Source organism: Rossellomorea sp. DUT-2 (genome assembly GCF_052665285.1).
This window is the reverse complement of sequence record NZ_JBQPEO010000002.1, coordinates 443,165-467,222: the sequence shown is the minus strand read 5'-3', so window position 1 is coordinate 467,222 and position 24,058 is coordinate 443,165. Positions and strand designations below refer to the sequence as shown.

Below are 24,058 nucleotides of genomic sequence, written 5' to 3'. Positions count from 1 at the left end.
CCGGAACATATTTAATAGAACGATGGGGGATATGATGAAACCACAAATGATCAACATACAAAAGCGCATGAAAGAGTATGGAGTAACGGGATTAAGCATGGCAGTCATTGAGGGGGGCAGCATCAGCAGTACAGAATGCTTGGGGTTACTCGAAGCAGAAACGGATAAACGGGTGGAATGTGATTCGATTTTCAGTGCCTGTTCAATCAGTAAATTTCTAACCTCCATGTTGGTTATGATCCTGACGGAACAAGGTATTCTGGATGTAGATGAGGATGTAAATAAAATGCTAACTTCATGGAAGGTCCCTCTACATGGATATAATGGAAACGTTACCTTAAGAAATCTACTTAGTCACCAATCGGGGGTTGTCGATCCTGAAGGTAGCTTCATTGAACTCGATCCGAAATTCGGAACGCCGACGATGGTTGATTTGTTACAAGGCAAAACCGCTTATTGTAAGGTCCCTATTGAATTGAAATATGAGCCTGAAAGCGACTTTCATTATTCTGATGCAGGCTTTTGTATCATTCAACTGTTGATTGAAGACGTAACAGGGAAACCTTTTTCGGAAGTCATGAGGGAACGTCTTTTTCAGCCATTACATATGAAAAATAGTACATTTAGTCCTCAATTTCAAAACGTCTCTTGCGGTCATACGAGTGATGGAAAAGTAGTGGAAGGCAAATATCCAATTTATCCGTATCCTGCTGGTTCTGGACTGTGGACAACCCCAACAGACCTATCCCTTGTAGTGGTTGAACTCGTGCATGCGTTAAAAGGGAAAAGCAAACTCAAAATTTCGTCCAGTAAAGCAGCTGAAATGATCCATCCACAAGGTGGTAAGGCGTGGACCGGACTAGGGGTCTTCCTGGATCAAAACGATAAGGGTATGGAGATATCATCGCTTGGATGGGGCGTAGGTTTTCAATGTATGATGGTGGCCTATCCTCACTTGGAAAGGGGATTGGTCGTCATGACCAATACAGACTTGGGTGTTCATCAATTAAAAGGGATCATTGGGGACGTGTATAGGGCTTATAATTTATAAATGAGTGACTATAGCAGGAGGATTTACAAAGGAAACATAAAGAAACTAAATATCTAAGATAAAAGAAAATCTGGAGAACGAGTTTTCACTTCGAATTGGAGGTCCATTCATGTCAAGGCTAGTAATCGTGACAGTCGGTAAAACCCATAGCGGAAAATCAACCTTTGCCAGGAGCCTGGAAGAACAATTGCCGAATTCCGTTGTGATCGATCAGGATAACCATGCAGAATTCATCAACACCTTTTATAGGGATCTGCTTCCAATGGAAGGCCCTAATACGCTCAAGTATGCCGTCAGTCGAACCATTGTCGACTACGCCATGAATGAGACTTCATTACACCTCATTCTCTGTAATTCGAATCTGAGCCGCAGTGGACGGTTGAAGTTATTGGAGCATTTCAATCAGAAGGGGTTAACCACGATCCTCGTCCATTTGGATATCCCAGAACGGGTACTTCAAGCCAGAGTGGCAAACAGTGAGCGTAGTACAGGCATCTTCAGGAGCGCCACTACTTTTGAAGAAGTGCTAAAACGTCAACAGACTGATGGTTACTTCAAAGATGTAGCCTCACCTGGCGAAGGAGAAGCTGATTATTTATATGTCATCAGACATTCCGATGACTTGGAAAGTGTCATTGGGAAGATAATAAACGTTTCTCATAGTAGAAGATAGGTGCATTTTTAACAAATCAAAAAAACGACTCCCTAGTATACTAGAGAGTCGTTTTCGAGTATCACCCGATCAATTCATCAAACAACAACACACGTGCAGGTGATGCGTCGGTGTTTTCAATCTTTAGTGGAGCGGCAACCATGAAGTATTGTCCGGCTTCAATGTCTTTCAGTTGAAGTCCCTCCATGATGATGACGCCGCTTCCCATTAAGCTGCGGTGAGTAGGGTGTCCTTCCTGGGCTCTTTCGATACCAAGTGCATCGATTCCAACCCCTGAGATTTTTTTGTCTGCAAGGTACGCCGCTGCATCTTCTGCTACATAGATGAATTCAAAGTTGAATTCGGTATCCCATGAATTTTTTGTTTTAAAGAGGATGAAATCATTCTCTTCAATTTCTAATCCTTCGATATCTTTGAGGCTGATTTTCTCATCTGCTTTTGTTAGGTCGAATACTTTAACGGGACGAACGAGCTGCTCGATATCGATCGTTTCGATTGTTTCACCGTCGTTGATCATGTGAAGGGGAGCATCTACATGTGTTCCTGTATGAACATCCATTGAGATGCGGGACTCTGTTACATGACCAGTCGTTTTTGTATCGATCGTAGGTTGTTTTTCCGGTTTGTTCTTATAAACCGGCATTCCGTTAAAGATTGGGGCTGTTACATCATAAATTTTCATTATTTCCACACCTTCCTTAGCATTGGTCTACGTCTAGATTCGCAATTGGCCACCAGTAGAAGCTATCTTTAGCCAGCAGGTTGTCGGCTGCTTTCGGACCCATTGATCCTGCTTCGTAGTTCGGGAATTCTCCGTCACGTGTATGTTCCCATACTTCAGAAATCTTATCGACGAATGCCCAGGATAACTTCACTTCATCCCAATGAGTGAAGTTGGTTGCATCCCCGCGCAGGCAATCGAATAAAAGTTTTTCGTATGCTTCCGGCGTGTTCATCCCGTCTATACTGGTATTGGCAAAGTTTAGTTTCACAGGAGTCGTTTCAATGTTTTGTCCGGATTTTTTCACGTTTAAGTGCAGAGTGATTCCTTCTTCAGGCTGAATGTGAATCACCAATAAATTCGGTGCCAGTGGCTTGTCCGGATTGTAATACAGATTCATTGGGATATCTTTGAATTGGATGACAATTTTCGTTGACTTTGTTTCCATTCTCTTTCCTGTGCGGATGTAGAACGGAACGCCTGCCCAACGGAAGTTATCGATCATCAGTTTCCCGGCAACATACGTTTCGGTATTGGAGTGATCATCCACGTTCTCTGCTTCGCGATAACCTGGCAGATTCTGATTACCGGATGTTCCAGGACCATATTGACCCCGCACGAAATAATCTTTCACTTCATCATGTTCAAACGGACGCAGGGATCGTAATACACGGACTTTTTCACTGCGGATTTCGTCTGTCGTCAATTTGATTGGAGGCTCCATGGCAAGTAACGCAACCATTTGAAGCAGATGGTTTTGAACCATATCGCGAAGAGCCCCACTTTTTTCGTAATAGCGTCCACGATCTTCGACACCAAGCTCTTCAGAGGAAGTGACCTGGATATTGGAGATGTAACGGTTGTTCCATAGGGGTTCAAACATCGCATTGGCGAAGCGGATGACTTCGATGTTTTGAACCATTTCTTTTCCAAGATAGTGGTCGATACGATAAATTTGATCCTCAGAGAACGATTCGCGGATTTGGCTGTTCAGTTTTTCGGCTGAAGGCAGGTCGTGACCGAATGGTTTTTCGATGACCAGTCGTTGGAAACCGTTTGTATCGGTTACACCTTGATTCTTCAGCTGCTCTGTAATCGTTCCGAAGAATTCAGGAGCCATCGCCAGGTAGAAAATACGATTTCCTTCTAATTCATATGTTTCATCCAGCTCATCAGAAAGGTGCTTCAACGCTTTATACGAGTCACTGTTTGAAACATCATTCGGCTGATAGTAGAAATGAGAGACGAACTCATCTATGTTTTCGTTGCTGCCTAATGCTTTATGTACCGATGTTTTGACGTGTTCCTGGAACTCTTCATTCGACCATTCACGGCGTGCTACCCCTACAACGGCAAAACGCTTCGAAATTTTCCCTTTACGGAATAAATGATAAAGAGACGGATACAGCTTTCTTTTGGCTAAATCACCAGTGGCTCCAAAAATCGTAATGAGAGATGATGGTGTAGTTGAATTATTCAATGTCATGACCTCACTTTATCTTGTTGCTAGCTTGTTTAATGTATGTCTTCTTATTTAATATCCTATACAATTACTTAATTTTAAAGACTTATGGTTCAATTAGCAAATTATATGCTGATGACTTTTTTTATTATGCTTTTTTCGCAAAGATTGTTGTTTTTTAACAAAAAGTCTGCTTTCGCTCTGTCAATCAGTATGTGATGGATGGTGAGGGGAACTGCTTCGCTTTCCGCGGACGTTCGGCCGAGCCTCCTCAGCTTCGCTTCCGGGGTCTCGGCACGCCCGTACTTCCGCAGGAGTCTACGCAGTTCCCCTCACCATCGTTAAGAGATTTTCATGACAGAGCTAAAAGGTGTTAGAAGAAAATCTAATAAAACAAAGTTAGTCTTTCTTAAAAAGAAAATGACCTCTACTCACCTTTAATGAGGTTGTTTGCTAAAATTCTTGTATTTATTCATTTTTTTTAAGGATACATGCTCAGAAAGTTGATTCTCGCTGCAGGATGCTCGACTCCTGCGGGAATAGCTGGACAGGTGAGACCCCGGAGGTGCAGCCGAGGAGGCTCACCGCCAGCCCCGCGGAAAGCGAGCATCCTGTAGCGGAAATCAACTTCTACTTTCTTCTCTAAGGTAGCAACAAACTTTATGAAAAGAGCCATTTTCAAAAACATGAAAACGTTTTATGCAGAATCTCTACGTCATTATATTGGCTTTAATTCACGTTCTTATTACTCATTTATGTTTCAGGGGGAGATAATGCGGGATGAACGATGGGAGAGAAAGGTAAATAATCGTTGGATGTGCTAAAATAGTGGCAGTATGGCTCATCATAGGAGTGAATAAGTTGGAATTATTATTTTTAGGAACCGGGGCAGGAGTACCCGCTAAACTTCGAAATGTAACCAGTGTTGCTTTGAAATTATTAGAAGAACGCGGTGCGGTTTGGCTTTTTGATTGTGGGGAAGCAACGCAGCATCAAATTTTACATACTAGCTTGAAACCGAGAAGAATTGAGAAGATTTTCATTACCCACTTACACGGGGATCATATATACGGGCTGCCGGGATTATTAGGCAGCCGCTCCTTTCAAGGTGGAGAGTCCCAGCTTACGGTATATGGACCCAAGGGAATCAAAGAGTATATCCACGTGTCTCTATCAGTCAGCCGGACACATCTTCTATATCCCCTTGAAGTGATCGAGATCGAAGAAGGGACCGTCTTTGAAGATGAAGGGTTTATTGTTGAAGCAAGGGGGCTGGATCATGCTCTTCCTACCTTCGGATACCGTGTGGTGGAAAAGGATAAACCGGGTGTCCTTCAAGTTGATCAATTACAGAAAAGAGGTATTCAACCTGGGCCCGTCTACAAAAAATTAAAATTAGGTGAAGCTGTTCAGCTGGAGGACGGCACTGAACTCAATGGAGAGGATTTTCTTGGACCTTCGATTCCAGGACGGGTTGTGACGGTCCTTGGAGACACCAGGGTTTGTCCAAGTGCTGTCGATTTAGGAAGGTCAGCAGATGTACTCATTCATGAAGCGACCTTCAATCGGGATCAGGCGGAAATGGCCCGTGAATATTTCCATTCGACGACAAAGCAAGCAGGAGAGACCGCTTTACAAGCGGGGGCTAAATTGCTGTTTTTAACCCATATTTCTTCCCGATATGCAAAAGAGTCATGGGAAGAGTTGGAGAGGGAAGCAAGGGAAGCCTTTCCAGAATCCTATATCGCAAAAGATTTCATGGAGTACGTAATACCTGTAAAGAAGTGAGGGGAAGCAAATGAAGACGATTTATTTGGTGCGCCATGCGAAAGCCGAAGGGCAGCCTTTTCATTCGCCTTTAACGGAGGTAGGGAAACAGCAAGCGGTCGAATTGGCAGCATTTCTGGAAAACCGGTCGATTGAGGCAATCTATTCGAGTCCTTTTGTAAGAGCCATAGAGACTATAGCACCCTTTGCCAAACAGACCCCATTACCGATTCAAGAAGACGATCGATTGGGAGAAAGAGTATTAAGTGATTAAGTGATCGGGAGCTTCCTGATTGGATGGAAAAGTTAAAGAAGAGCTTTGATGACTTTTCACTTGTTTTACCTGGTGGAGAATCGAATCAGCAGGCAATGGAGAGAGCAAGGTCTTTTATAGAAAACGTATTAGAAAAAGAAGAAGATCATGTGGTGTGTGTGAGTCATGGAAACTTAACGACGCTGCTTTTGAGATTGTTCGATGAGAAGTACGGATATGATGAGCTGTTTGCACTTTCCAATCCTGATGTATATGTAGTAAAAGTCGAAGAAGACGAGGCAACTGTTCAACGGATCTGGGAGTAAGTTCATAAAGGAAAAGGGGAGTACGAATGAAGGAAATCACATTTGACCATATTTATTATCCAGGGCATGAAATAGGAGAGAATGATCTCTATAAACATATTCATTTTCCAGAAATGTTAACAAGGTATGATAGTAACTTTCTTGAGTTCAAAAAACATCCAACCCTGGCTGAATTTAAAGAGGCTGCTCACTTTTTAAGAGAATTTCATCAATCAAAAGGGCAAAAGCATGTGAAATTTTATTTTCCCCGGGATACAAAACCAACAGAGGAGTTTATGGATTACTTTAAACGTGAAGGGTATGAATCAGGATTTAATGAACTATACAGTATAGAACCTGGTCAATTTCCTTCTATAGAAGACCATCCTGATATTGAAGTGAAAGTGGTTACCGACAGGGAATTGGATGCGTACCTGGCATTTCAATATAGGGAGGATCTTGAATACGGTGAAGCCTTTGCTAATCAAAAGGTCGACATGCATAAGAGGAATTTTCAAAACCCCCGTTTTTTGCAGCTCCTCGCTTTCTATAAGGGGACCCCGGCTGGATCCGTGGATGTGATCATTGAAGACGGGACGGCAGAAATCGATGGACTGATGGTTCAGGAATCGTTTCAAAAGAAGGGTATCGGCAGCAGGCTGCAACAGTTCGTCATGAGACGGTTTCCCGAAAAAACCGTGATTCTGGTAGCGGATGGAGAGGATACACCGAGATTGATGTATCAAAAACAAAACTATCGTTGTTTAGGGTTCAGGTATGAAGTCCAAAAAGTATATGAATAAAATAAGAGAGCTGCACGCCCGTTGGCATGCAGCTCTCTTATTATGTCTGAAAAAACATTCCTTACCAGGCGCGATCATACTGCTTAGGCGCTTCGATCTCTACACCAAGCTCTTTAGCTGCCGTCCTTGGCCAGTATGGATCACGAAGTAATTCACGAGCGAGTAAGACGAGGTCGGCTCGGTCGTTTTGCAGGATTTCTTCTGCCTGAATGCCTGTCGTAATCAGCCCGACTGCACCTGTAGCGATCTTCGCTTCTTTTTTAATGCTTTCAGCAAGCTTCACCTGATAACCAGGGAACACCGGGATTCGCGCGGGTACGACGGCACCGGAGCTTACGTCGATTAAGTCGACTCCTTGTTCCTTCATCCATTGGGCGAACACCACATAGTCTTCAACGTCCAATCCTTCTTTGTTATAATCTTTGGCAGAAACACGAACAAGGAGAGGTCCGTCCCATACTTGTTGAATTCCGTCGATGACTTCACGAAGGAAGCGGTAACGGTTCTCAGCAGATCCGCCGTATTCGTCTGTACGTTTATTGGAAAGCGGGGACAGGAACTCGTTGATGAGATATCCATGTGCCCCGTGAATTTCAATCACATCAAAGCCTGCTTTCTTCGCTCTTTCGGCTCCTTTGATGAAGGCAGTGATGGTCTCTTTAATATCATTCGCCGTCATTTCAACAGGCGTTTTCATCTCATCGTTGAACGGGATCGCAGATGGGGCAAGAATATCTCCTTCGAGTACGGCCTTTCTTCCTGCATGAGCAAGCTGAATACCTGTCTTCGCACCCTGTTCTTTGATTAATCCCACTAACTCTCTTAACCCCTCAATATGCCCGTCATCCCAAATCCCTAAATCTTGAGGGGAGATTCTTCCTTGGGGCGTGACAGCTGTAGCTTCCTGAATGATGAGCCCAACGCCACCCACTGCACGGCTTGTATAATGAGTACGATGCCAGTTCTCGACTTTTCCATCTTCGTTATGAGAAGAATACATGCACATAGGTGCCATTACAATTCGATTTTTCAGTTCTACATCTTTAAGCATATATGGTTGAAATAGCTTTGCGTTCATTTCTGATCACCTTCCATGACGTGGTATTTATTTCGGGTTTCTAAATAGTACTACACATGAATTATAACAACACCTTTTTTGTTAGAAAAGAAATGTGCTTTACTTTCTTTTCTGCTTCAGTTCCTTATACGAATAAACCGTTCCACGCCATTCGATTCCGCCTCGTTTAAAGGTTAAAAACGTAGCTCGTCCAATGGAATAGATAAATAACAGGGCTGTTACAGGTAATGCAAGAAAAAGAAGAGGAGACTCATTCGTCATCTGCTTTATGACTTTGAAATAAGTGATGCCAATGAATAAAATGATCAACAGACTCACGATTCGAATAGGGGGTGACGCTGAAAAAATCGTGATGAAAGGGAGTACCGTAGAGCAGAAGATTCCAAACATGGCAAACACAACGAGCAGCATGGAATAATGCAGGCCGGCAAATGTATTTTTTTCCAATCCGTTGAAGGCTTCTTTCAAGGATCGATACCATTCCACTTCCAGATGCTGAAGGGCCGTGAGGAAGAATTGTTTTTTATGGTGTTTCTTTACCTGAATCCCCAGCTGCAGATCATCATCGGGCATATGCTTAATGGCTTCGTGGGTACCGATTTCCTCATAAGCCGGTCGGGTGATGAGGTTGAAGGCTCCAATACCCATACCTGTCTTAGAGGAGGGATCGTTCGCTTTCCAGGGTCTTTTATAAAAAGAGAAACCAAATAAGAAAAAAGCCACAAAGCTCTTTAGCCAAAAGGATCCCGATCGAATATTAGGAGCCAGTGTAACGTGGTCCAGTTTCTGTGAATGAAGAAAGGACACCGCTCTGGATAAGATGGTGGGGTCCTTAAAGATGATGTCGGCATCGGTGAAAAGGATCAGGTCTCCTTTTGCCATGTGATACCCTTTGTACAATGCCTGATTTTTTCCCAGCCATCCCTGTTCCAGTGAGTCGATATGAAGGACGCTGATTCGTTTATCCAATTCGGCCAAAGCTTCAAGCTTTTCAGGAGTACCATCTGTTGAACGATCATTGACTACGATCCACTCAATTTGGTGATAGTCCTGTTTCAGCTGCGACAGGATGCTGTCTGCTATCGTTTCTTCTTCGTTTCTCGCCGGTACGATGACAGACAGGAGCGGCCCTTGAACTGTATAGGAGAAGTCTTGAATGGAAGAGAGCTCTGATAAGCCCCTGCACACATCAATGGTAAGAACTAGCCAGACCGCAAGTACAGCGTAAAGTAGAATGAGTAGGGAAATCATTGTGCCGACCTTCTTTTTTGCTTTGATTGTATCAGTGGAAATTGAAATTTGCGAATGATGATGGGTTTTCACCTTATTTTTTCAAAGATTGTTTTTTTAATTCCTTCCCAAGAACTTCAGAACGATTTTTCGCAGATGAGACACATTGGAAAAAGGCATCTCTAACCTGGTAATCTTCCAATGTGGTGATTCCCGCCTCTGTCGTTCCACCTGGACTGGTCACGTTTCTCCTTAATTCCCGGGCTTCCAAACCGGATTCTTCCAGCATCGCACTTGCCCCTGCAATCGTTTGGGTAACGAGGCTTTTAGCGAGTTCCTCCTGCAGGCCTAATTCTACCGCCGCATTCTTAAGTAATTCAGCTACATAATAAATATAAGCAGGTCCGCTGCCTGATAGAGCCGTTATAAGGTCTAATTGTTCTTCCGCTACTTCCACTGCTGTTCCTACGGATTGGAATAGTGCTGTCGTCCATTCTTTTTGGGAGTCAGAGAGGTAGCGGTTAAACGATACTGCCGTAGCTGATTTTCCCATGGCCGCACTGGTATTGGGCATGGCTCTTGCAATGGCTCCGTTAAAGGAAAGTTTGTCGCTAATATGTTCCATGGTGATCCCTGCTAATACAGAAATGACCACCGTATCCCTTGAAAGGTGGGTCCTGATAGAATCTGCTGCCTCATGAAAGTCTTTTGGTTTCATGGCCAGAATGACGACGTCGTATGGTGAATCATGTTCTACATGACGCACACCGAATTCGTGCACGATTTCGTTTAATCGCTCTTGGTTGGCCCGATTGGTAACATGCACTTTTTCATTCATCAGGACCCCGGCTTTCAGTGCTCCACTCATTAAAGCGTAAGCCATCGACCCTGCTCCAATAAACAATGTCTTCATCCGTTCATTCCTCCTCCGTAATTTCCGAAAAAAAAGCAGACCCTCTCATCCATAAAGGACGAAAGGGTCTGCTTCCGTGGTACCACCTTGTTTTGTTCATTCCTTACTGGACGAAATGAACACACTTCACTTCCATGTAACGCTGGAAAAACGTTCTGCTTTAAGACGCTCAAAAGGCAGGTTCACAAATAGAGGGGATGACGGTGCCTTTCAGCCGGTGGGCACCGATCTCTAACATCATCTATTCATTACTAGTCTTTATCATCGCTTTTTCTTTTATCATTATGTAAGGTGACTTTTCAATGGTAAACGTATATTATAGGTGATTATCATAGAAAGGCAGCTTATCTGTCAAGTGATTATTTCAGTATATTCAATCATTTTAAAAATGACATTTGTTTGGAAAAAATGTACACTATTAAATGAAGGTTCATTCATTTTTTGTTAACATCAAAGAAATGAATTGGGGAGGGCATGTCGTTTTGGCTGCCTACCCTTTTATTATGAAGAATGTGGTGAATTTATGACAACTTTAGTGAATGATATGGCAAAAATTACTCTATCAACTCCTTTTGCCGTTGGAGATGTGAATGTGTATTTGGTGAAAGGGGACGCATTGACGTTGGTGGACGCAGGGCCCCTTACAGATGCAGCTTGGGCACAGTTGACCGAGCAATTATCCCTTTTGGGGTATACACCTCAAGATATTGAACAAATTGTTCTGACCCATCATCATCCCGATCACGCGGGGCTCCTTGATCGGTTTTCTTCCTCGGTCAAAATATATGGTCATCCCTATAACAAGTTTTGGCTGGATCGCAACGAATATTTTCATGAAGTGTATGATCGCTTCTTCCTTCAATTGGCGATAGAATCTGGTTTACCTCAAGAGTATCTTCGAGCAATCCATAAATTTAAGAGTCCTTTGAAATTTATGGGGAACCGAAAACTGGATATTGAAATAAAGGAAGGGGACGTCATACCCGGAATGGAAGACTGGTCGATCATTGAAACGTTAGGGCATGCTCAGAGTCACTTATCCTTTTACCGGGAGAGTGATGGTGTTCTGATAGCCGGAGATCATATACTCGCGAATATTTCCCCTAACCCACTCATTGAACCTCCTTTTGAAGGGGAGCCGGAACGTTCAAAGCCATTGCTTCAATACAATGAGTCTTTGAAAAAGTTATTGACTATTCCCATTTCACTTGCCTATACAGGTCATGGGGACAATATTACGGATGTTCATGGATTAATTCCCAGGAGATTAGGGAAACAGGATGAAAGAGCACGCGGTGTACTCGAAATGATCAAAGGTAACCGTCTGACCGTATTCGACATCTGTAAGACACTATTTCCTTTCGTCTATCAAAAGGAACTGGGCCTGACGCTATCTGAAACGATCGGACAATTGGATTATCTTGAATCACTTCACTACATAAAGAAAGAATCGCATGAAGGAATCTATTATTATTTTGCCTAGAAAGATGGGACGAGACATGAACAGTAGAATAAAAGGAAAAACCATTGTCATTACCGGTGCCTCTGGAGGAATCGGGGAACAAATGGCCATTAAAGTAGCAGAAAATGGCGGTAATCTCGCCTTGATTGCGCGTCGCGTCCATCTGCTTGAAGCCTTAAAAGAAAAGCTCATAACCGAATACCATTGTAAGGTGGAAGTGTACCCGTTAAATGTAACGGATTACGACGAAATCCCACGCACCTTCAACACCATCCTGAAGGACTTTGGAGCGATTCATGCCTTGATCAATAACGCAGGCTATGGAATATTTCAGGAAGCACATGAAACATCATTCCAGGATGTAAAGGGGATGATGGACGTGAATGTTCTTGGACTTATGGCATGTACGGGAGAAGTCCTTCCTTATATGCGTCAACAAGGTTCCGGTCATATCATCAACATTGCCTCTCAGGCAGGTAAGTTCGCTTCGCCAAAGTCGAGTGCGTACTCTGCCTCTAAACATGCTGTACTGGGATATACGAATAGTTTAAGGATGGAAGCGAAAAGGTACGGTGTGAGGGTGACTGCGGTGAATCCCGGGCCGATTGCCACAGACTTTTTCTCCATTGCCGATGAATCCGGGACATATGTGAAGAATGTAGAAAAGTTTATGCTGGATCCGGCACATGTCGCTCAAAAAGTCGTGGAAGCCCTTTTTACCAACAGGAGAGAAATCAATCTGCCTCGATGGATGAATATGGGGAGCGTCATCTATCAGTTATTCCCATCTTTTGTCGAAAAAGTAGGAAATAACCTTTTCTTCAAAAAATAGTGAAACCAAATCATGCTCTCATTCGTCTAATCTAATAAGGGGGGAGTCTATGAAGAAGTGTTTGACTGTTATGATCATTTGTTTCTGTTTTCTATTTACCGGTTGCGGGCCTGCAACATCTGTAAATTCATCACAAGAGGGCACAAATTTCATAGGCTTTGTTACCCAGCTTGAAGATAATCAAGTGCTTATTAATGATGTTTGGTTTTCCTTCAGTGATCAAACCGTCATGAAGACAGACAAGGATAAAAAACTGCAAAAAAAAGATATTGAAGTTGGGAAAAAAATAAATGTGACATTTGACGGTAAGCTCCAGGAGTCATTCCCGCGCAGAGCTTCTGCAGATCAATTGGTTTTTCTGACAGATCAACAAAGCAAAACCGAAGAAGGCGCCGTTAAATTAGTCATGAAAGACCCTCGATTTTCACAAGTCGTTATACAATCCATCGAAAAAAATCCCACTGGCCTATATTCATTACGATTCAAAGATCTCTCCATTAACAGAGATGTACACGTCATTGTGAATGTGGACAATGATCGGGTGATTGTGCCTATACATACCTCTACTAAATGACAAAGAAGGAAGCATTGGTTTATAAACCAATGCTTCCTTCTTTGTCATCTATTTCATAAAATTGAAATTTCCTGTCAATCATCTTCATGATCCACCGTCTATCCATATTTCCAGCTCACTTTGAGGTTATACCGGACAAAATGAGGGTATTCATCAGAGAGCGGAAAAAATAGTTGTTTTCTTTCATGAATGGCTAGAATGTTCGTTTCAGAGGAAAACTATGATTATTGTTGGGAAAAGGATGTGGATGTATGATAGGGATTCTTTTAGCCCTGATCCCCGCAGTAGCATGGGGAAGTCTTGTGTTTGTAAGTGTAAAACTTGGAGGGAATGCCTACAGTCAAACGGTTGGGATCACCATTGGATCATTATTGTTTGCGCTAGGCGTATTCTTCATCAAATCCCCGGAACTGACGTTATTTGTGTGGGGAATCGGCTTCATCTCCGGCGTCTTCTGGGCAGTCGGTCAAGTCAACCAATTAGCGAGTGTAAAGTTCATCGGAGTTGCGAAAACCGTCCCGATTTCAACGGGGATGCAGCTGATCGGAACGACTCTCTTTGGCGTTTTAGTGTTTAAGGAATGGAAAACGACAGAAACGATCCTCCTCGGTAGCGGAGCCGTTTTAGCTCTGATTATTGGTGTGGTGTTAACATCATTCACACAAAAATCCGAGGGAGATGAAAAGTCTCAACTAAAAAAGGGGCTACTCACTTTATTGCTATCCAGTTGCGGATACATAGCCTATGTCGTCATTTTAAGATGGTTTGATATTGACGGATGGGAAGCGATTTTGCCACAGGCGATTGGAATGTTTATCGGGGCGGTTGTCATTACGTTCAGGCATAAGCCCTTTACAAAATATACGGTGCGAAATATCTTAACCGGTCTGATGTGGGCATCGGGGAATTTAGGGTTACTGCTTGCGCTTCCACGCATCGGGGTGGCAACAAGCTTCTCCCTATCTCAAACAGGGATCGTCATTTCTACCCTTGGAGGTTTGTTTTTCTTGGGTGAAAAGAAATCCAGGAAGCAGATCCTTCTCGTCATTGCAGGGTGTGTTCTTATCATTATCGGCGGTGTTCTATTAGGCTTTACGAAAGATTAAGGAGGAATGGATATGTATTCAGATCTAACGGGGAAGGTTGTCGTTATAACCGGAGCTGCTACTGGAATAGGAAAGGCGATTGCCAAACGATTTGCCAGTGAAGGCTGTAAAGTGGTCATTAATTATTTCAAAGAAGAAGAAAATCCTGAAGAACTAGTAAGGAAAATCGAAAAAGCAGGGGGAACGGCCTCCATTATTCAAGGTGATGTGTCAAAAGAAGCAGACGTTCAGAGCTTTGTTAAATTGGCCCATGATACATATGGTCGCCTTGATATCTATGTTAACAACGCAGGAATCGAGAATGAGGTACCCTCTGAGAATCTTTCACTCGAGGATTGGCAGAGAGTCATCAACACAAATCTGACGGGGACGTTTCTAGGGTGCCGCGAAGCAGCGAAATACATGCTTGATCATAATATCAAAGGGTCGATCATCAACGTTTCTTCTGTTCATGAAATCATACCGTGGCCTCACTTTGCTCACTATGCTGCCAGTAAGGGTGGGGTGAAATTATTAATGGAAAGTCTTGCATTGGAATTCGCACCCGATGGGATCCGGGTCAACAATATTGCTCCCGGGGCCATTGATACTCCCATCAATGCCGAGAAATTTTCCGATCCCGAAAAGAAAAAGGGAGTGGAAAAGCTCATTCCAATGGGCTATATCGGAGAACCGGAGCAAGTCGCTTCCTGTGCAGCCTTTTTGGCTTCAGAGCAGGCAAGTTATGTCACAGGGACCACGCTCATCGCTGATGGGGGCATGACGAAATATCCAGGATTCCAAGCCGGGAGAGGCTGATGGGAAAAAGGCCAAAATCAATGTGTGATTTTGGCCTTTTCTGTTTTAGGCAGAGTAAATATTCTTAATCGACTATGGTGATAATCGGTGGCTTTTCTAAGAATTTCATGAAGTTCGGTACGTCGTCTCCAACCGCTTTCCATTCTTCTGAAGCAAACGCTTCTTTCATATCCGCTTTGTTTTCAAACTCGATCTCTGTTATTAAGTAGAGTGACAAATCCGTATTTTGATTGGATAAAACCCGCTGTACGTTTGCATTTCTTACATGTGGGACCTTTCCTGCAATCGGCATATGGGTGTTAAAATAATACTCCTCGAACCCCTCTTGATCCTTGGGCTTTCATACAACACAATCACTTTCGCCATATTACGCCTCCTCGTCCTGACTATTTCTGTTCATTTGAATTTTAGCAATTATAGGAAAAAGTGACTATGTATTTCATAACAAAAATATCGACAGTATTTGACTTAGGCGTGACCTTTGACTGCTTGTCGGGCCTGACCAAGCCGCCTCCGCTTTTCTTGTTATTCTCTCTATTTCCATTAATTTTAGTTGAAAGGGAACGTATATTCGTATAGAATCATAACTATACTATATAAGAACGTTTGTTCTATTTTAGGTAAAATGGAGGACGAATATATGACTGTCGATTACAGTGTGCTGCCACACCATAAGATTCTGTGCATCGATATGAAGAGCTTTTATGCTAGCTGTTCGGCTGTCATGCTGGGTCTCGATCCCCTTGAATGCCATTTGGCCGTAGTAGGGGATCGAGACCGCCAAGGAAGTATTGTGTTAGCGGCATCCCCCAGGCTGAAGCAGGACTTTGGGATCAAAACGGGCTCGCGGATGTTTGAAATCCCAAAGGACCCGCGCATCCGGCTTGTAGAACCAAAAATGGCTACGTATGTCAGGATCTCGACCGAGTTGACCCGGTTATTCCATCGCTATGTACCGAAAGATGCCATCCACACGTATAGTGTGGATGAAAGTTTTATTAAGATTGATGGAGCGACGAATCTTTGGGGGGATGCCACGACCATTGCCCGCAAAATCAAGGATGATATGGAAAGGGAGTTTCAACTTCCCTGCGCCATAGGGATCGGTCCCAATATGCTGTTGTCTAAGCTGTGCCTGGATCTTGAAGCAAAAAAAGAGGGGATTGCCGAATGGACCTATGAAGACGTTCCGGAAAAACTGTGGCCGTTATCACCTTTACGTGAAATGTGGGGGATTGGCGGACGGTTAGAAAAAACGCTCAATCGCATGGGCATTTTCTCTGTCGGGCAATTGGCGCAGTATGACCTGGAGAAGTTGGAGGCCAAGTTTGGCGTTATGGGCAATCAGCTCTATTACCACGCATGGGGAGTTGATCTATCTGAAATAGGAGCCCCCATCATGGATGGTCAAATCAGCTTTGGCAAGGGGCAGATCCTGCTGCGCGATTATAAGGAGAAAGAGGAAATCAAACGGGTCATTTTAGAAATGTGTGAAGAAGTCGCCAGGCGCGCCCGTACCCATCGAAAGGCAGGAAGGACGGTCAGCTTTGGTGTCGGTTACAGTCACGAAGAATTCGGTGGAGGGTTCCAACGGTCAAGGACGATAGAGGAACCCACCAATATCACCATGGACCTGTACCGGGTGTGCCTGGAATTATTCGAAGAGAACTACAATGGGAAAACCGTACGGAAAATCAACATCGCCCTTTCTAATATTGTCGAGGATGGGGCGCTGCAAGTTTCATTATTCGAACCTGACCGCTGGGAAAAACGGGAACTCGGGTATGTAGTGGATCGGATCCGAAACAAATATGGGTCAGCCGCCCTGCTCCGCGCCATATCCTATACAGAAGCGGGAACAGCAAGGCATCGTGCCCGCCTGGTGGGCGGACATAAATCGTAACAAACAAATATAGGAGGTGAGAGGATTGATCCGTGATCGGGGAAGAATCAAGTGGACATCCATGATGCTGCCGGAGCATGTGAAATTACTGAGGGATTGGGCCAAGGAAGATACGCACGAGAAGAGGGTCGAACTTGACGAGCAGGAACTGGACAGGATGAATGAAGTCGTCGCAGAGGCGATGGAGTTTGGTAGAATGGTATCGATTACTCACTATGTAAAGCACCGTCATCAATTATCGATTGGAACCATTCACCATGTCGACTCACTGGATGGGAAGCTGCACGTCGTAGACAGGTTCGAAGACGTACACTATATTCCACTTGCATGCATTGTGGACATCCGCTTTTTCGATTGACAGCCCAATGAAAAGAGAGACTTCACCAGAGTGAAGTCTCTCTTTTCATTCCATTTACTCTTCGTCCAATACTTTTTCTGCCCGCACACATGATTCGAATTTTCCTTTATGGGATGCGTCACAAAACGGCATATTTGTAGATAAACCACAGCGGCATAGAGTAAACACCTGTTTCGTTGGAAATACATTTCCGTCAGCATCAATCAGTTCCACGTCCCCGCTTACACGAAAAGAACCATTATCATTCACTTTAATTTGAGCTTTTGCCATGAAAAACCACCCTTTCTATAAAATACAAAAGAATCCCCCTTATCGATAGTAAATTGAAAACAGGAAAAATGCAATATTCTAAAGGAAACAAATGAAATGTGATAATATGGTGGAGTAAGGGAGGTCGTAGAATGAAGATTGAATTAACGAATGAAGCAACTCAAAGGATTCAAGGTAAAATAGATAATCAAACAGGATACCTGAAATTAAAGTATGATACAGAGGGGTGTGGCTGTGTCGTAAGTGGAATTCCTACTTTATGGTTTGTACATGAACCTGAAGAAGGGGAAGATATAACGATTGAAACCAACAGCTATCCGATCCTGGTAGAAAAATCTAAAATGGTGTTTCTTGATGAAGACCTGAAAATTGATTTTTCTTCCCAAAGTAACACGTTTCAATTAAAAAGCCCCGGGCAGATCATAAATGGAAGAATGAACTTTCTGATGTTTCCCGGGGAGTGAACATAAAAGCCTCAGATCTGAGTACATCCGGGATCCGAGGCTTTTTATAAATATAAAGCCATTAATGTATCGTGATGGATGTTGCAGCGGTAAATGGTTCTATAAATACTAATCTAGTTCATTCACCAACTCCTCAAACAATCGGGCCACTGAAACCCCTGTCTTCCACCCATCCATCCCGTCCTCTACAGACCAGCACGCAGATAAAACCGAATGACAGAACCCGTAACGAATCAACCGTTCATAAGAAAGGGAGAGTAGTGAGGCCATGGTTTTGATTCTGTATCGAAGCAGTTCTATTGGAATATCCCATTTACTCCATTCATTTAATGTAAACTGAATGCAGTCATATTCTCTCTCACCGATCAGCCCCTTGGGATCGATGGCCGTCCAACCCGAAGATTCCGAGTAGAGAATGTTCCCGTGATGGAGATCACCGTGTAGAAGAAAGAAATCGGTGGAAGTACTGAGCAACTCAGGAAAAAGTTTTTCAGCTTTTGAGACGAGGTCTGCAGGTATGGGTCCACTTCCTCCATTGTATCTTTCCCGCAGGCGCCCAATTCCTTTTGACCAGTACTGAACGGTAGGGTAGGGATGATGGCTGACGGGTTTATGCCATAAACGGTGAGCCACATGGGCAAACACCTGCAGGACCTCTTCTTCATCCTCAACGGAGTGAAGGGAGATTCCCGGTGTCAGGCGATCTAAAAGGATCCATCCCTCCTCCTTATTGAAATCGAGGACTTCCACCATGCCCCTTCCTTGAAAATCTTGAAGAGCATGAAACTCATTTGAGAAGTCGTTGTTCGGGTACCCGATCTTTAGGACCCCAGTCCGTTCTTGATCCATTCGGACAGGAACCACAAAATTGTAGCTTAGTGAAAAGGGCTCGTCATAGGTTAAGCGCAGCCTGTCTTCCAAAATCACCATGAGCTCTTCCACGTTTGAAATCCATCCTTCACCCGATTCCCCGTACATGGTTTGCATTTTTGACCTGAAATCAGTTGGAATCAAGAGACATCATCCTTTTCATTTAATACAAATTGATGAAGAAACTGTTGAATCACGTGTTCATATTCCTCAGGGTTGTCATTATACGATTGAGCATGAGTGCCCCGGAAATCGAGAAACAGCTCTTTGGGTCCCTGTTTTTTTTCAAATAAATCCTTCGTCATTTGAGGCAGGATAAAGTCATCATTTGTGCTGTGGATAAATAACACGGGTTTTCTGATGTTTTGAACAACCGATATTGGTGATAAATCCTTTAATGTGTACCCTTGTCGCAGCTTTAGTGTGCCGCCTACGAGGGGGAGGAGAAATTTAGCAGGCATCTTCACTTCTACGCTCATACGATAGGCGAGCTGTTCGCCAAAATCGGAAAAAGGGCAATCAGCAATATAAAAATCTGCCCGATCTTCCAAACCTCCTGCATATAATAGCAGAGTAGCTGCCCCCATGGACTCCCCGTGGATTCCGAAGAAAACATCCTCACCTTCCCGACGGATCAATTCATCCACAACGGCCTTTAAATCATACTTTTCAAAATATCCGTAACTTGTCGTCTTCCCGCCGGACTCCCCATGACGCCTGTGGTCATAAATCACGGCATTGAAACCCTGTTTGATGAAAAGGTTCATATACTTGATCGAATTCCATTTGTTTTCTGTCACCCCGTGGGAAAAGATCATGAATTTTTTTTGGGGGTAAGGCTTCACGAAAATCGCTTTAATGCCATATCCGTATTGTGAAGGGATCAGCACCTCTTCTTTAGGAAGGGAGTCATAATCCTCTTCTATCAGCCTGGTCGAACCTGTTTCACGTGACCGGATAAAGTCATCCCCTTTTTTCGGTAAATACATAAAACGATTCGTAATATAAATCCCAAGCAGACCTATGGACGAAAGGGTACCGCCAAGGATGGCTAGTTTTTTTCTCATCTTCATCACCTCTAAAGCAAAATCATTCATACTCATATTGTAGCAAAAGGAGGAAAAAAGAGGAATTTTTGAACAGGGGAATACAAAGAAAAAAGTGTCCCTTAAGAAGGGACACTTTCATGAATGGGTACTTACGATTTAGCATTTTGACCTTTAGTAGGATGAATGGCTTTTTCAAGTTCTTCCTTAGCCATCGGGTTAGAAACCGTATCTGAGTTAGGTTTGCCCTTTTGGCTGAAGCCTTTATCGCGTTTTTGACTCATGAACTCATCTCCTTCAAGTATTATCTACTTTAGAATGCTCGAAGGAGAAAGATGGTATTCATGATTGATTCAATTCATACAGACGGTAGTAACCGCTTTCGATGGGGCGACTGACATAGGGCTTCACCAGCTCGATGGCATGAGCCAGCTTCCCTAAATCAATACCTGTGGAGATTTCCATGTCTTCTAACATATACACAACATCTTCAGTCGCTACATTCCCTGTTGCACCAGGGGCGAAAGGGCAGCCTCCAAGTCCACCGGCAGAGGTGTCAAAGCGGTCAACTCCCGCTTGAAGCGACGCAAGGATATTAGCAAGTGCCATCTTACGGGTGTCATGGAAATGCGCCGTCAGTAATGTGTGGGGCAATTCCTGTTTCAGTAACGCAAAGAGATGATAGGCTTCAGATGGATTAGCTCTTCCTATCGTATCGGCGACGCTCAATTCATCCACGCCCAATGAAACAAATTCCCGACAAAGAGAAAGGGTATCCTCTGGTAAGACCTTCCCTTCATATGGGCAGTAGAAAGCGGTGGAGATACAAGCTCTCACGAAGTAACCCCGCTCTTTTAACTCTGAAATCAGAGGGGCCAAGCCTTCAAGAGCTTCATCTGTCGTTTTATTAATGTTTTTCTGATTAAACGTATTGCTTACCCCTACAAATACGGCCACTGATCGACAGCCCGTATCATATACCCGCTCGATTCCCCTTTTATTGGGAGCGAGAACGATATCTCTTGAATCAATCGTCATGCAGGAGTCAACAATATCACTCGCATCCTTCATCTGGGGAACCCATTTGGGAGATACAAACGAAGTCAGCTCCATTTCCCTGACCCCCGATTGCTTCAGCCGAAGGATAAACTCTTTTTTTACATCAGTCGGAACAAAGTTCTTCTCATTTTGTAATCCGTCTCTCGGACCTACTTCAATAATCGTTGCTTTTTTCGGTAAATTCATAATTTCCCTCCCTCTTTCATTTTAAGAAAATTTCGACATATAAATCAATATAAAAATTTTTTGACGAATTTAGAGGAATTTAACCGCTTACATAGAATGAGTTAAAGTGGAACTGTTTTTAAAAGTAATGAATGGGCAAGCACATCAGTCAGAAGAGAAAGGGAGGAAGAAAGATGTCGAATGAAGTTGTCATTGTGAGTGCTGTACGCACAGCCATCGGAAGCTTTAACGGATCTTTAAAAGGTATTTCAGCTCCGGAGCTTGGGGCGATTGTCATTAAAGATGCCCTTGAAAAGGCTGGTTTAAGTGGTAGTGATGTTGATGAAGTGATCATGGGGAATGTGTTGCAGGCAGGGTTGGGTCAGAATCCCGCCCGTCAAGCATCCATCAAAGCGGGACTGCCTGAGCAGGTACCTGCCATGACGATTAATAAAGTGTGTGGATCAGGATTAAAAACGGTTCATCTCGCAACGCAGGCTATCCTTGCAGGAGACGCAGATATCATCGTTGCAGGTGGAATGGAAAATATGAGTCAGGCTCCATATTTACTAAAAGGAGCAAGAGAAGGATACAAAATGGGAGACCAGAAAGTAGTCGACAGCATGATTTCCGACGGCTTATGGTGTGCTTTTAACGATTATCATATGGGCGTAACGGCAGAAAATCTTTGCGACCGCTATTCCCTTACACGTGAAGAGCAGGACGAATTTGCGGCCTGGAGCCAGCAAAAGGCAGCTGCTGCGATTGAATCCGGCCGATTTGAAGATGAAATCGTTCCGGTACATATCCCCGTGCGAAAAGGGGAGCCTGTTGTATTCAACCAGGATGAATTTCCCCGTAAAGGGTCGACTGCCGAGAAACTTTCCGGCCTTCGCGCAGCCTTCAAAAAAGAGGGCTCTGTAACAGCTGGAAATGCATCGGGCATCAATGATGGAGCCGCTGCAGTGGTCGTCATGTCGAGGAAGAAAGCCGACGAATTGGGTATCACGCCTCTAGTGACGATCAAAGGAAACGCCAATGCCGGTGTTGATCCGAGCGTTATGGGAATAGGACCTGTTGCGGCCGTTAAAAAAGTATTGGAAAAAACAAAGCTGACGATTGAGGATATGGAATTAATTGAAGCAAATGAAGCATTTGCTGCCCAATCATTAGCAGTGGACAAAGAACTTCAATTCAAAAAGGATGCTCTTAACGTAAACGGCGGAGCCATTGCATTAGGTCACCCGATTGGAGCCAGCGGGACGCGGATTCTGGTGACCCTGATTCATGAAATGAAGAAAAGAGGCGTTCAAAACGGATTGGCTACCCTTTGTATCGGTGGCGGCCAGGGAGTAGCGACAGTCGTTGAACTTCATAAGTAAGGAATGGAAAAATCCAGACTCAAGGAGGGAATACAATGAAAGAAGTATACACTTCATATGACGAAGCGGTGGCAGACATCCACGATGGCGCCACTTTAATGGTTGGAGGATTCGGCCTGTGCGGGATCCCTGAAAAACTCATTCTTGCCCTTGTAGAAAAAGGTGTGAAAAACCTGACCGTCATCTCCAATAACTGTGGGGTAGACGACTGGGGCTTAGGTTTATTATTGAAAAATAAGCAGATTGATAAAATGATAGGCTCCTATGTCGGGGAAAACAAAGAATTTGAAAGACAGGTATTATCTGGTGAACTGGAAGTGGAATTGGTTCCTCAAGGTACGCTTGCAGAGAAGATCCGTGCCGGGGGAGCAGGGATACCTGCCTTCTATACGCCGGCAGGAGTCGGGACACCGGTAGCCGAAGGGAAAGAAACACGAACATTCAATGGAAAAGAATACTTGCTGGAAGAAGCCTATACGGCAGACTTTTCCCTTGTTCGAGCGTGGAAGGCCGATAAGATGGGGAATCTCATCTACAACAAAACGGCTCAAAACTTTAACCCGATGATTGCGGCTGCAGGAAAAGTGACGATTGCCGAAGTAGAAGAGCTTGTAGAAATCGGAGAGATCAATCCGAATGAAGTGCATACCCCGAGCATCTACGTGCAGCGACTGATTCAAGCAGACCAGGAAAAACGCATTGAAAGAAGAACAGTGAAGCAAGCATAGAAGGGAGAGTGGAACGGGATGGATCGTGCCAAAATGCGTGAAAGAATAGCAAGAAGAGCGGAAAAGGAAATAGAAGATGGTTTCTATGTCAACTTAGGAATCGGGATGCCTACACTGGTAGCCAATTATATAACAGAAAACAAACAGGTTGTCCTTCAATCTGAAAATGGATTACTTGGAATCGGCCCATATCCTGAGGAAGATGAAGTCGACGCAGATCTCATCAACGCCGGGAAAGAAACCGTTACGGCAATTCCAGGCTCCTCTTACTTTGATAGCTCGGAATCATTCGGGATGATTCGTGGAGGCCATATCAATATTGCCATCCTGGGTGGAATGGAAGTAGCCGAAAATGGTGACCTTGCCAACTGGATGATACCTGGGAAAATGATCAAAGGGATGGGTGGAGCAATGGATCTAGTCCATGGAGCCCAGCGCATCATCGTCATCATGGAGCACGTGAATAAAGCCGGTGAGAGCAAGATCCTGAAAGAATGCACATTGCCTTTGACAGGAAAAGGCGTCGTGCACCGGATCATCACCGATCGTGCCGTGATGGATGTGACGGAAGAAGGGTTACTGCTTCGTGAAGTAGCGAATGGCTTCTCCGTGGAAGATATCCAATCATCGACGGATGCGACATTGATTGTAGGAGAAGATGTGAAATTGGAAGCCTATTGATGGAGAGAGTCGGTTATAAGAGGCGTGTCCCTCTTTTGACCGGCTTTTTTTGAGCCTGATTTTTGACTAAAACCCAAAAAAGATTTATAACTATGACAGATAGG

General features: G+C 43.9%; 28 protein-coding genes and 1 other annotated feature. Of the genes, 17 read left to right on the top strand and 11 right to left on the bottom strand.

Going from position 1 to position 24,058, the window contains the following annotated elements; all coding sequences use genetic code 11:
- Positions 1–34: 34 nt before the first annotated feature.
- Positions 35–1,051 carry a serine hydrolase domain-containing protein gene (locus tag ACOSV2_RS08120; RefSeq protein ID WP_428974688.1) on the top strand — a complete coding sequence of 339 codons (1,017 nt, stop codon included), beginning with the start codon at positions 35–37 and terminating at the stop codon, positions 1,049–1,051.
- A 109-nt stretch (positions 1,052–1,160) separates the two neighbouring features.
- Complete coding sequence (locus tag ACOSV2_RS08115) at positions 1,161–1,724, top strand: ATP-binding protein (RefSeq protein WP_428974687.1); 564 nt, start codon at positions 1,161–1,163, stop codon at positions 1,722–1,724.
- A 61-nt stretch (positions 1,725–1,785) separates the two neighbouring features.
- On the opposite strand, the gene ACOSV2_RS08110 is transcribed toward ACOSV2_RS08115, so the two are convergent.
- Entirely contained in the window at positions 1,786–2,406 is a 621-nt protein-coding gene (locus ACOSV2_RS08110; RefSeq protein WP_428974686.1) for a cyclase family protein, read from the bottom strand.
- Between the two features lie 16 nt (positions 2,407–2,422).
- Positions 2,423–3,925: a glucose-6-phosphate dehydrogenase gene (gene zwf, locus ACOSV2_RS08105; protein WP_428974685.1), complete on the bottom strand. Its 1,503-nt coding sequence runs from the start codon at positions 3,923–3,925 to the stop codon at positions 2,423–2,425.
- 843 nt (positions 3,926–4,768) lie between these two features.
- Between zwf and rnz the strand changes: the two genes are divergently transcribed.
- From rnz to ACOSV2_RS08085, 4 genes are read left to right on the top strand one after another with little or no spacing between them, the layout of a single operon-like run.
- Positions 4,769–5,695, top strand: a complete 927-nt coding sequence (rnz, locus tag ACOSV2_RS08100; RefSeq protein ID WP_428974684.1) for a ribonuclease Z — start codon at positions 4,769–4,771, stop codon at positions 5,693–5,695.
- A gap of 10 nt (positions 5,696–5,705) precedes the next feature.
- Positions 5,706–5,948 carry a histidine phosphatase family protein gene (locus ACOSV2_RS08095; RefSeq protein WP_428974683.1) on the top strand — a complete coding sequence of 81 codons (243 nt, stop codon included), beginning with the start codon at positions 5,706–5,708 and terminating at the stop codon, positions 5,946–5,948.
- Between the two features lie 23 nt (positions 5,949–5,971).
- Complete coding sequence (locus ACOSV2_RS08090) at positions 5,972–6,253, top strand: histidine phosphatase family protein (RefSeq protein ID WP_428974682.1); 282 nt, start codon at positions 5,972–5,974, stop codon at positions 6,251–6,253.
- A gap of 26 nt (positions 6,254–6,279) precedes the next feature.
- Positions 6,280–7,035, top strand: a complete 756-nt coding sequence (locus tag ACOSV2_RS08085; RefSeq protein ID WP_428974681.1) for a GNAT family N-acetyltransferase — start codon at positions 6,280–6,282, stop codon at positions 7,033–7,035.
- 61 nt (positions 7,036–7,096) lie between these two features.
- Here the strand turns inward: ACOSV2_RS08085 and namA are convergent, their stop codons facing one another.
- The 3 genes from namA to proC all read right to left on the bottom strand — a co-directional run bounded on the left by namA (position 7,097) and on the right by proC (position 10,256).
- Entirely contained in the window at positions 7,097–8,113 is a 1,017-nt protein-coding gene (gene namA, locus ACOSV2_RS08080; RefSeq protein ID WP_428974680.1) for an NADPH dehydrogenase NamA, read from the bottom strand.
- 99 nt (positions 8,114–8,212) lie between these two features.
- Complete coding sequence (locus ACOSV2_RS08075; protein ID WP_428974679.1) at positions 8,213–9,364, bottom strand: glycosyltransferase; 1,152 nt, start codon at positions 9,362–9,364, stop codon at positions 8,213–8,215.
- Positions 9,365–9,437: 73 nt separating this feature from the next.
- Positions 9,438–10,256, bottom strand: a complete 819-nt coding sequence (gene proC, locus ACOSV2_RS08070) for a pyrroline-5-carboxylate reductase (RefSeq protein ID WP_428974678.1) — start codon at positions 10,254–10,256, stop codon at positions 9,438–9,440.
- A gap of 51 nt (positions 10,257–10,307) precedes the next feature.
- Positions 10,308–10,530 (bottom strand) — a binding site (T-box leader).
- A gap of 249 nt (positions 10,531–10,779) precedes the next feature.
- Here proC and ACOSV2_RS08065 point away from each other — a divergent pair.
- From ACOSV2_RS08065 to ACOSV2_RS08045, 5 genes are all read left to right on the top strand, one after another.
- The gene (locus ACOSV2_RS08065) at positions 10,780–11,739 is read left to right on the top strand and encodes an MBL fold metallo-hydrolase (protein WP_428974677.1); all 960 of its coding nucleotides are present in this window, start codon (positions 10,780–10,782) and stop codon (positions 11,737–11,739) included.
- Between the two features lie 16 nt (positions 11,740–11,755).
- Complete coding sequence (locus ACOSV2_RS08060; RefSeq protein WP_428974676.1) at positions 11,756–12,550, top strand: SDR family NAD(P)-dependent oxidoreductase; 795 nt, start codon at positions 11,756–11,758, stop codon at positions 12,548–12,550.
- A gap of 49 nt (positions 12,551–12,599) precedes the next feature.
- Positions 12,600–13,124, top strand: coding sequence for a DUF3221 domain-containing protein (locus tag ACOSV2_RS08055; protein WP_428974675.1), 525 nt, complete (start codon positions 12,600–12,602; stop codon positions 13,122–13,124).
- Between the two features lie 254 nt (positions 13,125–13,378).
- Positions 13,379–14,230 carry a GRP family sugar transporter gene (locus ACOSV2_RS08050; RefSeq protein ID WP_428975084.1) on the top strand — a complete coding sequence of 284 codons (852 nt, stop codon included), beginning with the start codon at positions 13,379–13,381 and terminating at the stop codon, positions 14,228–14,230.
- A gap of 12 nt (positions 14,231–14,242) precedes the next feature.
- Complete coding sequence (locus ACOSV2_RS08045; protein ID WP_428974674.1) at positions 14,243–15,028, top strand: glucose-1-dehydrogenase; 786 nt, start codon at positions 14,243–14,245, stop codon at positions 15,026–15,028.
- A 64-nt stretch (positions 15,029–15,092) separates the two neighbouring features.
- Here the strand turns inward: ACOSV2_RS08045 and ACOSV2_RS08040 are convergent, their stop codons facing one another.
- Positions 15,093–15,320 (bottom strand): EthD family reductase, encoded by a 228-nt coding sequence (locus ACOSV2_RS08040; protein ID WP_428974673.1) that lies wholly within the window; start codon positions 15,318–15,320, stop codon positions 15,093–15,095.
- Positions 15,321–15,668: 348 nt separating this feature from the next.
- Here ACOSV2_RS08040 and ACOSV2_RS08035 point away from each other — a divergent pair, with 348 nt between their 5' ends.
- The gene (locus tag ACOSV2_RS08035) at positions 15,669–16,931 is read left to right on the top strand and encodes a Y-family DNA polymerase (protein WP_428974672.1); all 1,263 of its coding nucleotides are present in this window, start codon (positions 15,669–15,671) and stop codon (positions 16,929–16,931) included.
- Positions 16,932–16,956: 25 nt separating this feature from the next.
- Positions 16,957–17,289, top strand: coding sequence for a YolD-like family protein (locus ACOSV2_RS08030; RefSeq protein ID WP_428974671.1), 333 nt, complete (start codon positions 16,957–16,959; stop codon positions 17,287–17,289).
- Between the two features lie 54 nt (positions 17,290–17,343).
- Here ACOSV2_RS08030 and ACOSV2_RS08025 read toward each other — a convergent pair whose 3' ends face one another.
- Positions 17,344–17,559 carry a CDGSH iron-sulfur domain-containing protein gene (locus ACOSV2_RS08025; RefSeq protein WP_113967576.1) on the bottom strand — a complete coding sequence of 72 codons (216 nt, stop codon included), beginning with the start codon at positions 17,557–17,559 and terminating at the stop codon, positions 17,344–17,346.
- Between the two features lie 131 nt (positions 17,560–17,690).
- Here ACOSV2_RS08025 and ACOSV2_RS08020 point away from each other — a divergent pair, with 131 nt between their 5' ends.
- Entirely contained in the window at positions 17,691–18,023 is a 333-nt protein-coding gene (locus tag ACOSV2_RS08020; protein ID WP_428974670.1) for an iron-sulfur cluster biosynthesis family protein, read from the top strand.
- Positions 18,024–18,131: 108 nt separating this feature from the next.
- Here the strand turns inward: ACOSV2_RS08020 and ACOSV2_RS08015 are convergent, their stop codons facing one another.
- The 4 genes from ACOSV2_RS08015 to ACOSV2_RS08000 form a co-directional block, all read right to left on the bottom strand.
- Entirely contained in the window at positions 18,132–19,037 is a 906-nt protein-coding gene (locus ACOSV2_RS08015) for an aminoglycoside phosphotransferase family protein (RefSeq protein ID WP_428974669.1), read from the bottom strand.
- Positions 19,034–19,960, bottom strand: coding sequence for an alpha/beta hydrolase (locus ACOSV2_RS08010; protein WP_428974668.1), 927 nt, complete (start codon positions 19,958–19,960; stop codon positions 19,034–19,036). The genes ACOSV2_RS08015 and ACOSV2_RS08010 overlap by 4 nt, the downstream gene beginning before the upstream one ends.
- A gap of 131 nt (positions 19,961–20,091) precedes the next feature.
- A complete protein-coding gene (locus ACOSV2_RS08005) occupies positions 20,092–20,223 on the bottom strand; it encodes a hypothetical protein (RefSeq protein WP_258549516.1) in 132 nt (43 codons plus the stop codon).
- Between the two features lie 58 nt (positions 20,224–20,281).
- Positions 20,282–21,184 (bottom strand): hydroxymethylglutaryl-CoA lyase, encoded by a 903-nt coding sequence (locus ACOSV2_RS08000; protein WP_428974667.1) that lies wholly within the window; start codon positions 21,182–21,184, stop codon positions 20,282–20,284.
- Between the two features lie 173 nt (positions 21,185–21,357).
- Between ACOSV2_RS08000 and ACOSV2_RS07995 the strand changes: the two genes are divergently transcribed.
- From ACOSV2_RS07995 to ACOSV2_RS07985, 3 genes are read left to right on the top strand one after another with little or no spacing between them, the layout of a single operon-like run.
- Positions 21,358–22,545 (top strand): acetyl-CoA C-acetyltransferase, encoded by a 1,188-nt coding sequence (locus ACOSV2_RS07995; RefSeq protein ID WP_428974666.1) that lies wholly within the window; start codon positions 21,358–21,360, stop codon positions 22,543–22,545.
- Between the two features lie 35 nt (positions 22,546–22,580).
- On the top strand, positions 22,581–23,273 hold the full coding sequence (locus tag ACOSV2_RS07990) for a CoA transferase subunit A (protein ID WP_098353600.1): 693 nt from the start codon (positions 22,581–22,583) through the stop codon (positions 23,271–23,273).
- A gap of 18 nt (positions 23,274–23,291) precedes the next feature.
- Positions 23,292–23,954 (top strand): CoA transferase subunit B, encoded by a 663-nt coding sequence (locus ACOSV2_RS07985; RefSeq protein ID WP_397553479.1) that lies wholly within the window; start codon positions 23,292–23,294, stop codon positions 23,952–23,954.
- Positions 23,955–24,058 lie beyond the last annotated feature (104 nt).

Excerpts from the sequence above, each read along its gene's own strand:
- ACOSV2_RS08120 (WP_428974688.1), top strand. The coding sequence starts at position 35 with ATGAAACCACAAATGATCAACATACAAAAGCGCATGAAAGAGTATGGA.
- ACOSV2_RS08040 (WP_428974673.1), bottom strand. The coding sequence starts at position 15,320 with ATGCCGATTGCAGGAAAGGTCCCACATGTAAGAAATGCAAACGTACAG.
- ACOSV2_RS08065 (WP_428974677.1), top strand. The coding sequence starts at position 10,780 with ATGACAACTTTAGTGAATGATATGGCAAAAATTACTCTATCAACTCCT.
- ACOSV2_RS08115 (WP_428974687.1), top strand. The coding sequence starts at position 1,161 with ATGTCAAGGCTAGTAATCGTGACAGTCGGTAAAACCCATAGCGGAAAA.
- ACOSV2_RS08020 (WP_428974670.1), top strand. The coding sequence starts at position 17,691 with ATGAAGATTGAATTAACGAATGAAGCAACTCAAAGGATTCAAGGTAAA.
- namA (WP_428974680.1), bottom strand. The coding sequence starts at position 8,113 with ATGAACGCAAAGCTATTTCAACCATATATGCTTAAAGATGTAGAACTG.
- ACOSV2_RS08110 (WP_428974686.1), bottom strand. The coding sequence starts at position 2,406 with ATGAAAATTTATGATGTAACAGCCCCAATCTTTAACGGAATGCCGGTT.
- ACOSV2_RS08090 (WP_428974682.1), top strand. The coding sequence starts at position 5,972 with ATGGAAAAGTTAAAGAAGAGCTTTGATGACTTTTCACTTGTTTTACCT.
- ACOSV2_RS08075 (WP_428974679.1), bottom strand. The coding sequence starts at position 9,364 with ATGATTTCCCTACTCATTCTACTTTACGCTGTACTTGCGGTCTGGCTA.
- ACOSV2_RS08025 (WP_113967576.1), bottom strand. The coding sequence starts at position 17,559 with ATGGCAAAAGCTCAAATTAAAGTGAATGATAATGGTTCTTTTCGTGTA.
- ACOSV2_RS08085 (WP_428974681.1), top strand. The coding sequence starts at position 6,280 with ATGAAGGAAATCACATTTGACCATATTTATTATCCAGGGCATGAAATA.
- ACOSV2_RS08000 (WP_428974667.1), bottom strand. The coding sequence starts at position 21,184 with ATGAATTTACCGAAAAAAGCAACGATTATTGAAGTAGGTCCGAGAGAC.
- ACOSV2_RS08055 (WP_428974675.1), top strand. The coding sequence starts at position 12,600 with ATGAAGAAGTGTTTGACTGTTATGATCATTTGTTTCTGTTTTCTATTT.
- ACOSV2_RS08060 (WP_428974676.1), top strand. The coding sequence starts at position 11,756 with ATGAACAGTAGAATAAAAGGAAAAACCATTGTCATTACCGGTGCCTCT.
- ACOSV2_RS08095 (WP_428974683.1), top strand. The coding sequence starts at position 5,706 with ATGAAGACGATTTATTTGGTGCGCCATGCGAAAGCCGAAGGGCAGCCT.
- ACOSV2_RS07995 (WP_428974666.1), top strand. The coding sequence starts at position 21,358 with ATGTCGAATGAAGTTGTCATTGTGAGTGCTGTACGCACAGCCATCGGA.
- proC (WP_428974678.1), bottom strand. The coding sequence starts at position 10,256 with ATGAAGACATTGTTTATTGGAGCAGGGTCGATGGCTTACGCTTTAATG.
- ACOSV2_RS07985 (WP_397553479.1), top strand. The coding sequence starts at position 23,292 with ATGGATCGTGCCAAAATGCGTGAAAGAATAGCAAGAAGAGCGGAAAAG.
- ACOSV2_RS08035 (WP_428974672.1), top strand. The coding sequence starts at position 15,669 with ATGACTGTCGATTACAGTGTGCTGCCACACCATAAGATTCTGTGCATC.
- ACOSV2_RS08010 (WP_428974668.1), bottom strand. The coding sequence starts at position 19,960 with ATGAGAAAAAAACTAGCCATCCTTGGCGGTACCCTTTCGTCCATAGGT.
- ACOSV2_RS08005 (WP_258549516.1), bottom strand. The coding sequence starts at position 20,223 with ATGAGTCAAAAACGCGATAAAGGCTTCAGCCAAAAGGGCAAACCTAAC.
- ACOSV2_RS07990 (WP_098353600.1), top strand. The coding sequence starts at position 22,581 with ATGAAAGAAGTATACACTTCATATGACGAAGCGGTGGCAGACATCCAC.
- ACOSV2_RS08045 (WP_428974674.1), top strand. The coding sequence starts at position 14,243 with ATGTATTCAGATCTAACGGGGAAGGTTGTCGTTATAACCGGAGCTGCT.